Raw genomic sequence first — 13,445 nt, 5'->3', positions numbered from 1 at the left:
TAACTCCTTCTGGGCTTCGATGATCTGAAGCAACCCGCTGTCGAAACCTACATAACTCTTTGTTTGCCAAGGAGTTTTCCGTTTCGACTGCGCCGGAAGTGGGCGAATTATAGACTTCCAGAATCTGCCGTCAACACCTTTTTTCACAATACTGTCATATCGGTCAAAAATGCCCTGAAAAGCAAAGGCCGGCCCCAAGGGGCCGGCCTTCTACTTACCGAACCTACAAGCTAGGAAAGGCAAACTGCGACGCCTCATGACTGGCCCGTTGCGGCCAGCGCTGGGTAATCGCCTTGCGACGCGTATAGAACCGCACCCCATCCGGCCCATAGGCATGCAAGTCGCCAAACAGCGAGCGCTTCCAGCCACCAAAGCTGTGATAAGCCACCGGCACCGGCAACGGCACGTTGACGCCAACCATACCCACTTCAATCTCGTCACAGAACAACCGCGCCGCCTCACCGTCACGGGTGAAGATACAGGTGCCGTTGCCGTACTCGTGATCGTTGATCAACTGCATGGCCGCTTCCAGGCTGTTCACCCGAACCACACACAGCACCGGCCCGAAGATCTCTTCTTTATAGATGCGCATCTGCGGGGTCACGCGGTCGAACAAACTGCCCCCCAGGAAGAAGCCATCTTCATTACCGGCAATACTCAGGCCACGACCATCGACGACCAACTCAGCACCCGAAGAAACGCCGTCCTCTATATAGCCACTGACTTTATCGCGCGCCTGGCCAGTGACCAGCGGCCCCATGTCCAATCCACACGTGGTGCCCGCACCAATCTTCAGCGCCTTGATCTGCGGCACCAGCTTGGCGACCAATGCGTCAGCCACCTGGTCGCCGACACACACGGCAACAGAGATCGCCATGCAACGCTCACCGCAAGAACCATACGCCGCGCCCATCAAGGCACTGACAGCGTTATCGAGATCCGCATCCGGCATCAGCACCGCATGGTTCTTCGCCCCGCCCAACGCCTGTACACGCTTGCCGCGCTTGGTGGCTTCGGAATAGATGTACTCGGCGATCGGCGTCGAGCCGACAAAGCTCAACGCCTTGACTTCCGGCGCTTCGATCAGCGCATCCACCGCGCCTTTATCGCCATGCACCACACTCAGCACGCCTTTAGGCAAGCCAGCTTCCTGCAACAACTGTGCAATCAGCAGCGTCGAGCTTGGATCACGCTCCGACGGCTTGAGGATGAAGCAGTTACCGCAGACGATCGCCAGCGGATACATCCACAACGGCACCATCGCCGGGAAGTTGAACGGCGTAATACCGGCCACCACACCCAACGGCTGGAAGTCAGACCAGGCATCGATATTCGGGCCAACGTTACGGCTGTACTCGCCCTTGAGGATTTCCGGTGCCGAGCACGCGTACTCCACGTTCTCGATCCCGCGCTTGAGTTCACCAGCCGCATCTTCCAGGGTCTTGCCATGCTCTTCGCTGATCAGCTGGGAGATACGCGCTTCGTTCTGCTCAAGCAATTGCTTGAAACGAAACATCACCTGGGCACGCTTGGCCGGTGGCGTATTACGCCAGGCTGGGAAAGCCGCCTTGGCCGAATCGATGGCGCTTTGAATGGTTTCACGGCTGGCCAACGGCACCTGGTGAATCACCTGGCCAGTCGACGGGTTGTACACGTCGGCAGTGCGACCGTTTTCGGTGACCAATTGGCCGTTGATCAAATGCTGGATGAGGCTCATGCAGGGCTCCTGAAAAGTTGTTCTATATAGAAGGAGAAATCAGTCGATCTTGTTCAGCACTTCGCCGACCGCATCGAACAAGCGATCCAGGTCCTGCGGCTTGCTGTTGAAGGTTGGGCCGAACTGCAGGGTGTCGCCGCCAAAGCGCACGTAGAAGCCGGCTTTCCACAAGGCCATGCCCGCTTCGAACGGACGCACGATGGCATCACCATCACGCGGGGCAATCTGGATCGCACCGGCCAGGCCATAGTTACGAATGTCGATCACGTTCTTGCTGCCCTTCAGACCGTGCAGCGCATTCTCGAAATGCGGTGCGACTTCGGCCACGCTCTGCACCAGGTTTTCCTTCTGCAGCAGGTCGAGTGCCGCCAAGCCAGCCGCGCAGGCAACCGGGTGGGCCGAGTAGGTGTAGCCGTGCGGGAATTCCACCGCGTACTCAGGCGTCGCCTGATTCATGAACGTCTGATAAATCTCGGTGCTGGCAATCACCGCGCCCATCGGGATCGCGCCGTTGGTGACTTGCTTGGCAATGCACATCAGGTCCGGGGTCACACCGAAGCTGTCAGCACCAAACATCGAACCGGTACGACCGAAGCCGGTGATCACTTCATCGAACACCAACAGGATGTTGTGCTGATCGCAGATCTCACGCAGACGCTTCAGGTAACCCTGCGGCGGAACCAACACGCCGGCAGAGCCCGCCATCGGTTCAACAAACACCGCAGCGATGTTCGACGCATCGTGCAACTCGATCAGCTTGAGCAGCTCGTCCGCCAAGGCAATCCCGCCCAGCTCCGGCATGCCACGGGAGAACGCATTGCTCGCCAGCAGGGTGTGAGGCAGATGGTCAACATCCATCAGCCCCTGACCAAAAATCTTACGGTTACCGTTCACGCCGCCCAGGCTGGTACCGGCGATGTTCACGCCGTGATAACCACGGGCACGGCCGATCATCTTGGTCTTGGTCGCCTGGCCTTTCAGGCGCCAGTACGCACGCACCATCTTCACCGCGGTATCGGCACACTCGGAGCCGGAGTCGGTGAAGAACACATGGTTCAGGTTACCCGGGGTCAGGTCGGTAATCTTTTCTGCCAGCTGGAACGACAACGGATGACCGTATTGGAAGCCCGGCGAGTAGTCCAACGTACCCAACTGCTTGGAGACCGCTTCCTGGATTTCCTTGCGAGTGTGCCCGGCGCCGCAGGTCCACAGACCCGACAGCGAGTCATACACCTTGCGCCCCTTGTCATCGGTCAACCAGCTGCCTTCGGCCGCCACGATCAGGCGCGGGTCACGATGGAAGTTACGGTTGGCGGTGTACGGCATCCAGTGCGCGTCCAGCTTCAATTGGCTGGCCAGGGTGGACGGAGCGTTTTCGGGCATGTTCATGAGCAAAACCTCGCAAGGCAAAAAGGCAGCGTAGGGATTCGAAAAGCGTTGTTGCAGCTAAATTGCCACGGGGATAAAGTCGGTGAAATCCAACTCTTCTAACCTTCAGTCAGGCCTTCACTAAACTATGAGCAGCCGTCGACCCGACCCACTGGCCCAAGTCAGCGACTTCGATATCCGCCTGTTGCGCATCTTTCGCAGCGTGGTGGAGTGCGGTGGCTTCTCGGCGGCGGAAACCGTACTGGGGATTGGCCGCTCGGCCATCAGCCAGCAAATGAGCGATCTTGAACAGCGCCTTGGCCTGCGCCTGTGCCAACGCGGGCGGGCGGGGTTTTCCCTGACCGAGGAAGGACGCGAGGTTTACCAGTCGGCACTGCAGCTGCTCAGCGCCCTGGAAAGTTTTCGCACCGAGGTCAACGGCCTGCACCAACACTTGCGCGGCGAGCTGATCATCGGCCTGACCGACAACCTGGTCACCCTGCCCCACATGCGTATCACCCACGCCCTGGCACAGTTGAAGGAACGCGGCCCGGACGTACAGATCCAGATCCGCATGATCGCCCCCAATGAAGTCGAACAAGGGGTGCTCGACGGTCGCCTGCATGTCGGCGTAGTCCCCCAGGCCAGCGCCTTGTCGGGACTTGAATACCAGCCGCTGTACAGCGAACGCTCGCTGCTCTATTGCGCAGTGGGCCACCCGCTGTTTTACGCCGACGACAAGCAACTGGACGACGACCGCGTCAACAGCCAGGACGCCATCGCCCCAACCTTCCGCCTGCCCGCGGATATCCAGGCGCACTACCAGGCACTCAATTGCACCGCCAGTGCCTCGGACCGCGAGGGCATGGCCTTCCTGATCCTGACCGGCCGCTACATCGGCTACCTGCCCGACCACTACGCCAGCCTGTGGGTACAACAAGGCCGACTGCGCGCGCTGAAACCGGCTACACGTTTTTACGATTTGAGCCTCGCTTCGGTCACGCGCAAGGGCCGTCGCCCTCATTTGGTGCTGGAAAGCTTCCTCGAAAGTCTGGCCGCAACGCGCTAACACGGGCCTTACATAAAAACCTGAGCAACTGGACAGCTTTTTGCAAGACAAGGGGATCTCGAACCGTCAGCCATGAGTTCCCCGCCATGCCGCCAGAATCCAACACCCCCAGCGACCTGATCTACGGCCTCAACGATCGGCCCAAACCTTTGCCTGCATTGCTTGCCGCGTTGCAGCATGTGTTGGCTGCCTTCGTCGGCATCATCACCCCGCCGCTGATCATCGGCTCTACCCTGGGCCTGACCGCCCACCTGCCCTACCTGATCAGCATGGCATTGATGGTTTCCGGTGTGGGCACCTTCATCCAGGCGCGCAGGCCGTTTGGCATTGGCGCCGGGATGATCTGCCTGCAAGGCACCAGCTTCGCGTTTCTCGGCGCCGTATTGTCGGCCGGGTTTCTGGTCAAGCAACGCGGCGGCAGCCCGGAAGACATCCTGGCGATGATTTTCGGTATCTGCTTCTTCGGCGCCGCAGTGCAGGTCGTGTTGAGCCGTTTCATCGGTCAGCTCAAAAGGGTAATCACGCCGCTGGTGACCGGCATCGTCATCACACTGATCGGCATCAGCCTGATCAAGGTCGGCATCACTGACCTTGGAGGCGGCTTCAATGCCCCGGACTTCGGCGCGCCAACCAACCTGGCACTCGGCCTGTTCGTGGTACTGACCATCATCCTGCTGAACCGCTCGAACACGCCATGGGTACGGCTCTCCGCCATTATCATCGGCCTCGCACTGGGCAGCCTCGCCGCCTGGTTCAGCGGCAAATTGGTGCCCCAAGCCTTGCCTGACTTGCCATTGATCAGCCTGCCTACACCGTTCCACTTCGGTTTCAATTTCGATTGGAGCGCTTTCCTGCCGGTAGCACTGATTTATCTGATCAGCACCATCGAAACCGTCGGCGACCTCACTGCCAATTGCATGATCGCCCGCCAGCCCATCAGCGGCCCTTCCTATATAAGCCGACTCAAGGGTGGCGTACTGGGAGATGGCATCAGTTGCATGATCGCAGCCACCTTCAGTGCCTTTCCCAACACCACATTCGCCCAGAACAACGGCGTGATCCAGCTGACCGGCGTGGCCAGCCGTTACGTCGGCTTGTACATCGGCGCGGTACTGTTTTGCCTCGGGCTGTTTCCGTTGATTGGTGCGGTGCTGCAGCAAATCCCCAAGCCGGTGCTGGGCGGCGCAACCCTGGTGATGTTCGGCAGCGTAGCGGCGGCCGGCGTGCGCATTCTCGCCCAGGCCCCGCTGGATCGGCGCAGCATGCTGATCATCGCCACCTCGTTCGGCGTCGGCCTGGGGATCGCGGCGCAACCGAACCTGCTGCACCTGATGCCAACCCTGGTGCAGAACCTGTTCGACTCGGCCATCACCAGCGGCGGCCTGACCGCCATCGTATTGTGCCTGCTGCTACCTGAAGCCAAGGCTCCCGTGGATGCCGCAAACCGGACCCTGGAAAGCGACACTCTGGAGCCGCTTTAAGGGTTTTATCGTATCGGGACTTGTCTGGGGCTTGAGGGTGGGTTATCTGTGCACACGTCGCCTTCATCGATCTGCACGGAAACCTCCATGAGCCTCGAAGTTCCTGCCCACAGCAACCACGCCGGAAAACCTGCAAGCCGCATTCGCCAAAAGAACGAACAAGCGATTTTGCAGGCCGCCGAAGACGAGTTCGCCCGTCATGGCTACAAAGGCACCAGCATGAACACCATCGCGGCGAGTGCCGGGTTGCCGAAAGCCAACTTGCACTACTACTTCACCAACAAGCTGGGCCTGTACATCGCGGTGCTCAGCAACATCCTCGAATTGTGGGACAGCACCTTCAACACCCTGACCGCCGAGGATGACCCGGCGGCCGCCCTGACCCGCTATATCCGCACCAAGATGGAATTCTCCCGGCGCCAGCCACAAGCCTCGCGGATCTTCGCGATGGAGATCATCAGCGGCGGTGAGTGCCTGACCGAATATTTCAGCCAGGACTACCGCGCCTGGTTCAGCGGCCGTGCGGCGGTATTCCAGGCCTGGATCGACGCCGGCAAGATGGACCCTATCGACCCGGTGCACCTGATCTTCCTGCTGTGGGGCAGCACCCAGCATTACGCCGACTTTGCCACCCAGATCTGCCGCGTGACCGGGCGCACCAAGCTGACCAAGCAGGACATGGAAGACGCCGGCACCAACCTTATCCACATCATTCTCAAAGGCTGTGGCATCAAGCCGGCCCTCTAAACGAAGTTACCCATGCCTTTCACGCTTACCGGCCTTTGCGAGTTTCGCGAAGAAATTCGCAAAAGCCGCTTCATTACCCTCGCCGCCCCGATCAGCAGCCCCCAGGACGCCCAGGCCTTCATCGACCAGCACAGCGACCTGAACGCCACGCACAACTGCTGGGCCTGGAAACTCGGCGATCAATACCGCAGCAACGACGACGGCGAACCCGGCGGGACGGCCGGGCGCCCGATCCTGGCCGCGATCGAAGCGCAGGATTGCGACCAGGTCGTGGTGCTGGTGATCCGCTGGTACGGCGGCATCCAACTGGGCACCGGCGGCCTGGCCCGCGCCTATGGCGGCGGCGCGAACAAATGCCTGCAAGCCGCCGAACGCGTCGAGCTGATCAAACGGGTGCCGCTGAGCTGCTCCTGTGGTTTTGCCGAGCTGCAGTTGGTGAAGCTGCGAGTGGCCGAACTGGGTGGGCTGGTGATGGAAGAAACCTTCACCGCCAATGGCGTCGACCTGCAGCTGGCCCTCGGCGAGGCACATATCGACACCCTGCAAGCGCAGCTCGCCGACCTGAGTCGCGGGCGCATTCTGCTGGAGCGCTGAAACTGCCCACATCTACTGTGCACCTGCCTGTGGATAACCTGAGCACACTCGCCTGTAACCCTTCTGTCACAAGGGTTTCAGGCGGTTGTACAGTTTTTGTTCAAGGCACTGCACGAAAGTATTAATCCAGCTCAAAAACAGTCAGTTAGGCGGGTTATGTCCTTTAGAACAAAGGGCCACAGCGCTTATATCCACCGGTCACGCTTGCGCACAATTACTGTGGAGCAACCTGTGGATAACCCGTGCAAGAGTCACCCCGCAGCAGAGCCTGCAACGTTCCGGCACAACTGAGCATTTTTTGATCAACTTGTTACTCGGCGCACCGGTATCAACTGAGCCACCGCCCACAGCACTTCAAACACCACGACAATCACCAATACAGTACTGGCACCATGGGCCAGCGCGTAGATCTGCCAGGTGGCAAACAGCACTCGGCCGGCGGCGTCGTAGCGGCCAAAGATCGCTTGTGGGTCGCGGATTCGTAGCACCGACCACACGCAGACAATCGAGCCCATCAGGTTCGCCATCAACATATGCACAGGCGCGAACGGCGGCAGCTCGCCGGGCAGGTTCAACGCCACCAGGGCGTTATGCAGCAGGACAAACGTCCAGGGTGTGACCAGTGCGGCGGTGACGATCAGGTCGTACCAACCGCTGGCCCGAACCAGTCGACGGTATTGGTGTGCAGTCCACATAGCCGTAAGCTCCTTAAATTCAAGAAGCCAGCAGGCTAAAGCCTGGAGTAAGCTCCAAGGTCAAGCCCCCTTGAGCCCTCTACATGCGTATCGGCGAATTAGCCCAGGCCAGCCAGGTCAGTCGCGACACCCTGCGTTTCTACGAGCAACGCGGGCTGATTGCCGCGCAACGCAGTGCCAACGGTTACCGTGACTACCCCGCCGACATGGTGCAACTGGTGCTGTACATCAAGACCGCCCAGCGCCTGGGCTTCAGCCTGGGTGAAATCGGCAACAGCGTCGGCGCATTATGGCAAGCTCCAGACCCCGACAGCGCCGTGACCCAGCTCCTGCAAGACAAGCTCCACCTGATCGAAACCCGCATCGCCGAACTCGACCAACTGCGCCAGGAGTTGCAGCAAAGGCTCGGCCAGCGTTGTCCACTGAACCCGTGAACCTCCACCGTCAAAGGAAGCCATTCATGTCCACTTCAAAAACCGCACTGATTATCGGCGCCTCCCGGGGCCTGGGCCTTGGCCTGGCCAAGCAACTGCTGGCGGACGGCTGGGACGTGACCGCCACCGTGCGCGACCCGCAAAAGGCCGATGCCTTGAAGGCCTTGGGCGAGGTGCAAATCGAAAAGCTCGACATGGATGACCAGCAGGCGGTAATTGCCCTCAGCCAGCGCCTCAAGGAAAAAACCTTCGACCTGCTGTTCGTCAATGCCGGTGTCAAAGGCCCGGCCAACCAGGAACCGGGCCACGCCACCCTGGCTGAAGTCGGCCAACTGTTTTTCACCAATGCCGTGGCGCCGATCAACCTGGCCCAGCGTTTTGTCGGGCAGATCCGCCCAGGCACCGGCGTGCTGGCCTTCATGAGTTCGATCCTGGGCAGTGTGACCATTCCCGACGGCTCGGACCTGGCGCTGTACAAGGCCAGCAAGGCCGCCCTCAACTCCATGACCAACAGCTTCGTCACCCAATTGGGCGATCAGAAACTGACCGTGCTGTCGTTGCACCCGGGCTGGGTGAAAACCGACATGGGTGGCGAAAACGCCCACATCGACGTGCCCACCAGCGTGCGCGGCCTGGTTGACCAGGTAAATGCCTACACCGGCAAGGGCGGCCATCACTTTGTGGACTACAAGGGCGACACCATCGCCTGGTAAAAAAACCGGGATCGTTATCGGCCGATTGCCGTCGATAACGATCCACACGTAAACTGCGCACCTCGCCCTCCCCGGCGACCCTGGATCAGCAGACAGGGCAACACTGAGCTGGCAAACCTGAACCCATCATTCAGAGGAGCCGGCCAATGCCTGCGACCCGTATCTGGTTAAAAAACCCCCTCGCGATTTTCACTGCCAATGGCCTCGACGCCCGTGGCGGCCTGGTGCTGCAAGACGGTGTGATCACCGAAGTGCTGGGCTGGGGCCAAGAACCCGCCGTGCCCTGTGGACAAGTATTCGATGCCCGCGAGCATGTCGTCCTTCCTGGACTCATCAACACCCACCATCACTTCTATCAAACCCTGACCCGCGCCTGGGCGCCGGTGGTCAACCAGCCGCTGTTTCCCTGGTTGAAAACCCTGTATCCGGTCTGGGCCCGACTCACCCCGGAAAAACTCGCGCTAGCGAGCAAAGTGGCCCTGGCCGAACTGCTGCTCTCGGGCTGCACCACGGCGGCAGACCACCACTACCTGTTCCCGGACGGCCTGGAACAGGCGATCGACGTGCAAGTCGACAGCGTGCGCGATCTGGGCATGCGCGCCATGCTCACCCGCGGCTCCATGAGCCTGGGCGAAGCCGACGGCGGGCTGCCACCGCAACAAACCGTGCAGCAAGGCGAAGTGATTCTGGAAGACAGCCGCCGCCTGATCCGCCAGTACCACGAGCGCGGTGACGGCGCACAAATCCAGATCGCCCTGGCGCCCTGCTCGCCGTTTTCCGTCACCCCGGAAATCATGGAAGCCAGCGCCGAGCTGGCCAACAACCTCGACGTGCGCCTGCATACCCACCTGGCGGAAACCCTCGACGAAGAAGACTTCTGCCTGCAGCGTTTCGGCCTGCGCACCGTGGATTACCTCGACAGCGTCGGCTGGCTAGGCCCGCGCACGTGGCTGGCCCACGGGATTCACTTCAACCCTGAAGAAATCGCACGCCTCGGAGCTGCCGGTACCGGTATCTGCCATTGCCCGAGCTCGAACATGCGCCTGGCTTCCGGGATATGCCCAACGCTGGACCTGCTGGCCGCCGGCGCACCGATTGGCCTGGGGGTGGACGGTTCGGCGTCCAATGATGCGTCGAACATGATCCTCGAAACGCGCCAGGCCCTGTACATCCAGCGCCTGCGTTACGGGGCAGAGAAGATCACCCCGGAACGGGTGTTGGGTTGGGCGACAAAAGGTTCGGCGCAGTTACTCGGTCGCAGCGACATCGGCGAACTGGCCGTAGGCAAACAGGCCGACCTGGCGTTGTTCAAGCTCGATGAACTGCGCTTCTCCGGCAGCCATGACCCGATCTCGGCGCTGCTGCTTTGTGGCGCCGACCGAGCGGACCGGGTGATGGTCGGCGGCAAATGGCGGGTGATCGACGGGCAGGTCGAAGGATTGGACCTGAAAGGCTTGATTGCCGATCACAGCCAGGCGGCGCGGGAACTGATCAACCGGACTTAACTGAAGAAACACTTTTCAAATGTGGGAGCGGGCTTGCTCGCGAATGCGTTGGGTCAGTCAACATATCTGGCGACTGACACTCCGTATTCGCGAGCAAGCCCGCTCCCACACAAGCCCGGTTTCCACAATTATTTCTGCGGTGTTTTCAGGATTGGTTACAGTCCAAGCAGCGACAGCATGATAAACGTCGCAAACAACACAAAATGGGTCATCCCTTCGATCGCGTTGGTTTCGCCATCATTGAGGTTGATCGCACTGACAATCAGCGTGATAAACACCATCACGGTCTGCACCGGCGTCATCGCCATCTGAAACGGCTGGCCGGTGTACAAGGCCATGGCTTCCATCACCGGTACGGTCAAAATCACCGTCGACAGAGAAGCCCCTAGCGCGATGTTCACCACCGACTGCATGCGGTTGGCCAGCGCTGCGCGCAACGCGGTCAAAATCTCCGGGGCGGCGGAAATCGCGGCCACGATGATCGCCGTGATCACAGGTGGGGCACCCGTTCCTTCCAGGCCCAGGTCGAGGGTCTTGGACATCACCTCGGCCAACGCGCCAATCACGATCACGCCAAACACCAACGTCCCGATGGAAAACGCCAGGTTGATCGGCGGCGACTCTTCTTCCGGCTGTTTCTTGCGGCGCTTTTCCGGGTAGCTGTAGCTGAAGAAATAACTGTGGGGCCCCACCTGCATCCGCAGGAACAACGTGTAGAGCACTACCATCGCGCCGATGGTGAAGGCCGAGTAAATTTTCCAGTCGGCCTCGGGGATAAATTCCGGCACCACCATCGACACACCCATGGCGGTAAGGATCATCACGCTGTAGGTGCGCGCCGAATCGTCGTTGTAGGACTGTTCGCCATGCTTGATGCCGCCCATCAGCGCGGCCAGGCCGAGGATGCCGTTGATGTCGAGCATCACCGCCGAATAAATGGTGTCGCGCACCAGGGTCGGCGAGGGCTCGTTGCTCATCATGATCGCCAGGATCACTACTTCCACCAGCACGGCGGCGAGGGTCAGGATCATGGTGCCGTAGGGGTCGCCGACCTTTTCCGCCAGTTGCTCGGCGTGATGGGCCACGCGCATCGAGGCCACGACGATAAAGCCGATCAGCGCTATGCCAGCCAACAGCGCCACCATCTGCCCGCTGTGCAGCATCCAGTGCTCCAGCGGGTAGGCAGCGATGGCGGCAATCAGCGCCAGCAGCATGAATTTTTCTTGCTTGATAGATGTGAGCATTGCAGGCCTTTTGAACGCGGCGAATCCGTCATTGATGGGGTACAGACTGCACCGCGCCACTAACGTTTCGTTACACCTTAGTTCATGCACTGCTTGCACGGTGCCTGTGGATGCTCACCGCTTGGTCAGGTTTTGCCGATTATTTCGGCGTGCGCCTGTAGAATGCCGCCATTGCACCTGATGAGAATTTATAAATGTACGATTGGCTCAACGCCCTGCCCAAGGCTGAATTGCACCTGCACCTGGAAGGCTCGCTGGAGCCTGAGCTGCTGTTCGCCCTGGCCGAACGCAACAAGATCGCGCTGCCGTGGAACGACGTCGAAACCCTGCGCAAGGCCTACGCCTTCAACAACCTGCAAGAGTTTCTCGACCTCTACTACAAGGGCGCCGATGTACTGCGCACTTCCCAGGATTTCTACGACCTGACCTGGGCCTACCTGCTGCGCTGCAAGGCGCAGAACGTGATCCACACCGAACCGTTCTTCGACCCACAGACCCACACCGACCGTGGCGTACCGTTCGAAGTGGTGCTCAACGGCATTGCCGCCGCCTTGAAAGACGGCGAGCAACAACTGGGCATCACCAGCGGTTTGATCTTGAGCTTCCTGCGCCACTTGAGCGAAGAAGAGGCCGAAAAAACCCTCGACCAGGCACTGCCATTCCGTGATGCGTTTGTTGCCGTGGGCCTGGACAGCTCGGAAATGGGCCACCCACCGAGCAAGTTCCAGCGCGTGTTTGATCGTGCCCGTCACGAAGGTTTCCTGACCGTCGCCCACGCCGGTGAAGAAGGCCCGCCGGAGTACATCTGGGAAGCCATCGACCTGCTGAAGATCCAGCGTATCGACCATGGCGTACGCGCCATTGAAGACGAGCGCCTGATGCAGCGGATCATAGACGAACAGATCCCGCTGACGGTGTGCCCGTTGTCCAACACCAAGCTCTGCGTGTTCGACGACATGTCCCAGCACAACATCCTCGACATGCTTGAGCGTGGGGTGAAAGTGACGGTGAACTCGGACGATCCGGCGTACTTCGGCGGTTATGTCACCGAGAACTTCCATGCGCTGTACACCTCGCTGGGCATGACCCAGGACCAGGCCAAACGCCTGGCGCAAAACAGCCTGGATGCACGGTTGGTCAAGCCTTAATCACCGACCGGTCTGGCGAGCCGGGCAATTTCCAGTTGCCCGGCTTCACTGACCTGCAACGCCTGGGACTCATTGATCACGCTGACCCAGTTCGACTGCAGGCACAACTGCAACAACGCGGCCCCCAACGCACCGCCCAGGTGTGGCTGCTGTTCGCTCCAATCAAAACAATCGCACACGATCGGCTGAGCCAGTGCCTGGGTAAAAATCCCCAGCGCTGCGAGTTTGCGCGCACCTGACGGCGTCACGTCCGTACGCTGTTCCGCGCGCTCGATCCACCCGGCCGCCATCATCCGTTGATACAAACCCGCTGCCAGCTCGCCCCCCAGGTGACCATGGCACAGCCGCGCTCGCCGTAAAGCCGCAGGCGCAGTCAATGACCGCGAATGAATGGGCGTGCTGCGGGCGACACTGGCCATCGTGGTGCAGGCCAATGCATCCACGGCGGCCCCCACATCGGCGGCGGCCACCCGGAAAAAGCGTTTGCCGCTGCGGGCTTCGACACGCAGCAGGCCACCGGCCGTCAATCGCGTCAGATGCGCATTCGCCGAGGCCGATGACAGCCCGGCAAGTGCCGCCAACTCATCGGAGGGTTTGGCCGAGCCGTCCATCAATGCCCACACCATCGCGGTGCGTTTCGGGTCGGCCAGCAAGGTGGCGATCTGACTGATGCAAGGTGCCTGTTCCATGTGCTCATTCACTCCCTGTTGAATCATTTGTCTGCTGCGTC

At 60.3% G+C, this 13,445-nt stretch carries 14 protein-coding genes; 8 read left to right on the top strand and 6 right to left on the bottom strand.

The genetic code is table 11. The annotated features are described in order from the left end of the window. The 3 genes from HX814_RS31320 to HX814_RS15420 all read right to left on the bottom strand — a co-directional run. On the bottom strand, positions 1 to 198 hold a 198-nt coding region (locus HX814_RS31320), incomplete at its 3' end, for a hypothetical protein (RefSeq protein WP_218175012.1). Positions 199 to 223: 25 nt separating this feature from the next. Further along, positions 224 to 1,717, bottom strand: coding sequence for a CoA-acylating methylmalonate-semialdehyde dehydrogenase (locus HX814_RS15425; RefSeq protein WP_003211182.1), 1,494 nt, complete (start codon positions 1,715 to 1,717; stop codon positions 224 to 226). Positions 1,718 to 1,756: 39 nt separating this feature from the next. Then, positions 1,757 to 3,106 carry an aspartate aminotransferase family protein gene (locus tag HX814_RS15420; protein WP_008430786.1) on the bottom strand — a complete coding sequence of 450 codons (1,350 nt, stop codon included), beginning with the start codon at positions 3,104 to 3,106 and terminating at the stop codon, positions 1,757 to 1,759. Between the two features lie 127 nt (positions 3,107 to 3,233). Here HX814_RS15420 and HX814_RS15415 point away from each other — a divergent pair, with 127 nt between their 5' ends. The 4 genes from HX814_RS15415 (at position 3,234) to HX814_RS15400 (ending at position 6,976) form a co-directional block, all read left to right on the top strand. Further along, on the top strand, positions 3,234 to 4,154 hold the full coding sequence (locus tag HX814_RS15415; RefSeq protein WP_087693467.1) for a LysR family transcriptional regulator: 921 nt from the start codon (positions 3,234 to 3,236) through the stop codon (positions 4,152 to 4,154). 86 nt (positions 4,155 to 4,240) lie between these two features. Beyond that, a complete protein-coding gene (locus HX814_RS15410; RefSeq protein WP_003211176.1) occupies positions 4,241 to 5,635 on the top strand; it encodes a uracil-xanthine permease family protein in 1,395 nt (464 codons plus the stop codon). 87 nt (positions 5,636 to 5,722) lie between these two features. Continuing rightward, positions 5,723 to 6,382: a TetR/AcrR family transcriptional regulator gene (locus HX814_RS15405; RefSeq protein WP_003211175.1), complete on the top strand. Its 660-nt coding sequence runs from the start codon at positions 5,723 to 5,725 to the stop codon at positions 6,380 to 6,382. 12 nt (positions 6,383 to 6,394) lie between these two features. Continuing rightward, positions 6,395 to 6,976: a YigZ family protein gene (locus HX814_RS15400; protein ID WP_102368022.1), complete on the top strand. Its 582-nt coding sequence runs from the start codon at positions 6,395 to 6,397 to the stop codon at positions 6,974 to 6,976. A gap of 302 nt (positions 6,977 to 7,278) precedes the next feature. On the opposite strand, the gene HX814_RS15395 is transcribed toward HX814_RS15400, so the two are convergent. Next, on the bottom strand, positions 7,279 to 7,671 hold the full coding sequence (locus HX814_RS15395; protein WP_102605233.1) for a hypothetical protein: 393 nt from the start codon (positions 7,669 to 7,671) through the stop codon (positions 7,279 to 7,281). Between the two features lie 83 nt (positions 7,672 to 7,754). Between HX814_RS15395 and HX814_RS15390 the strand changes: the two genes are divergently transcribed. From HX814_RS15390 to HX814_RS15380, 3 genes are all read left to right on the top strand, one after another. Continuing rightward, entirely contained in the window at positions 7,755 to 8,105 is a 351-nt protein-coding gene (locus tag HX814_RS15390) for a MerR family transcriptional regulator (RefSeq protein ID WP_102368021.1), read from the top strand. A 26-nt stretch (positions 8,106 to 8,131) separates the two neighbouring features. Then, the gene (locus HX814_RS15385; protein WP_177008351.1) at positions 8,132 to 8,818 is read left to right on the top strand and encodes an SDR family oxidoreductase; all 687 of its coding nucleotides are present in this window, start codon (positions 8,132 to 8,134) and stop codon (positions 8,816 to 8,818) included. A gap of 146 nt (positions 8,819 to 8,964) precedes the next feature. Then, positions 8,965 to 10,323: an 8-oxoguanine deaminase gene (locus tag HX814_RS15380; RefSeq protein ID WP_003211168.1), complete on the top strand. Its 1,359-nt coding sequence runs from the start codon at positions 8,965 to 8,967 to the stop codon at positions 10,321 to 10,323. Positions 10,324 to 10,478: 155 nt separating this feature from the next. Here HX814_RS15380 and HX814_RS15375 read toward each other — a convergent pair whose 3' ends face one another. Continuing rightward, positions 10,479 to 11,567, bottom strand: a complete 1,089-nt coding sequence (locus tag HX814_RS15375) for a calcium:proton antiporter (RefSeq protein ID WP_003211166.1) — start codon at positions 11,565 to 11,567, stop codon at positions 10,479 to 10,481. A gap of 194 nt (positions 11,568 to 11,761) precedes the next feature. Here HX814_RS15375 and HX814_RS15370 point away from each other — a divergent pair, with 194 nt between their 5' ends. Then, positions 11,762 to 12,715, top strand: coding sequence for an adenosine deaminase (locus HX814_RS15370; protein ID WP_008430770.1), 954 nt, complete (start codon positions 11,762 to 11,764; stop codon positions 12,713 to 12,715). Here the strand turns inward: HX814_RS15370 and HX814_RS15365 are convergent. Beyond that, positions 12,712 to 13,404, bottom strand: coding sequence for a helix-turn-helix transcriptional regulator (locus HX814_RS15365; RefSeq protein WP_177008350.1), 693 nt, complete (start codon positions 13,402 to 13,404; stop codon positions 12,712 to 12,714). The two genes, HX814_RS15370 and HX814_RS15365, sit on opposite strands and share 4 nt — an antisense overlap. Positions 13,405 to 13,445: the final 41 nt, after the last annotated feature.

This window comes from Pseudomonas sp. C8002 (assembly GCF_013385765.1).
Classification (GTDB): Bacteria; Pseudomonadota; Gammaproteobacteria; order Pseudomonadales; family Pseudomonadaceae; genus Aquipseudomonas.
Note: the sequence above shows the minus strand (reverse complement) of the source record. Positions and strands in the feature narration are given on the sequence as shown.

Bases quoted from the DNA above. Each gene is read 5' to 3' on its own strand.
- HX814_RS15425 (WP_003211182.1), bottom strand. From the start codon at position 1,717: ATGAGCCTCATCCAGCATTTGATCAACGGCCAATTGGTCACCGAAAAC.
- HX814_RS15420 (WP_008430786.1), bottom strand. From the start codon at position 3,106: ATGAACATGCCCGAAAACGCTCCGTCCACCCTGGCCAGCCAATTGAAG.
- HX814_RS15415 (WP_087693467.1), top strand. From the start codon at position 3,234: ATGAGCAGCCGTCGACCCGACCCACTGGCCCAAGTCAGCGACTTCGAT.
- HX814_RS15410 (WP_003211176.1), top strand. From the start codon at position 4,241: ATGCCGCCAGAATCCAACACCCCCAGCGACCTGATCTACGGCCTCAAC.
- HX814_RS15405 (WP_003211175.1), top strand. From the start codon at position 5,723: ATGAGCCTCGAAGTTCCTGCCCACAGCAACCACGCCGGAAAACCTGCA.
- HX814_RS15400 (WP_102368022.1), top strand. From the start codon at position 6,395: ATGCCTTTCACGCTTACCGGCCTTTGCGAGTTTCGCGAAGAAATTCGC.
- HX814_RS15395 (WP_102605233.1), bottom strand. From the start codon at position 7,671: ATGTGGACTGCACACCAATACCGTCGACTGGTTCGGGCCAGCGGTTGG.
- HX814_RS15390 (WP_102368021.1), top strand. From the start codon at position 7,755: ATGCGTATCGGCGAATTAGCCCAGGCCAGCCAGGTCAGTCGCGACACC.
- HX814_RS15385 (WP_177008351.1), top strand. From the start codon at position 8,132: ATGTCCACTTCAAAAACCGCACTGATTATCGGCGCCTCCCGGGGCCTG.
- HX814_RS15380 (WP_003211168.1), top strand. From the start codon at position 8,965: ATGCCTGCGACCCGTATCTGGTTAAAAAACCCCCTCGCGATTTTCACT.
- HX814_RS15375 (WP_003211166.1), bottom strand. From the start codon at position 11,567: ATGCTCACATCTATCAAGCAAGAAAAATTCATGCTGCTGGCGCTGATT.
- HX814_RS15370 (WP_008430770.1), top strand. From the start codon at position 11,762: ATGTACGATTGGCTCAACGCCCTGCCCAAGGCTGAATTGCACCTGCAC.
- HX814_RS15365 (WP_177008350.1), bottom strand. From the start codon at position 13,404: ATGGAACAGGCACCTTGCATCAGTCAGATCGCCACCTTGCTGGCCGAC.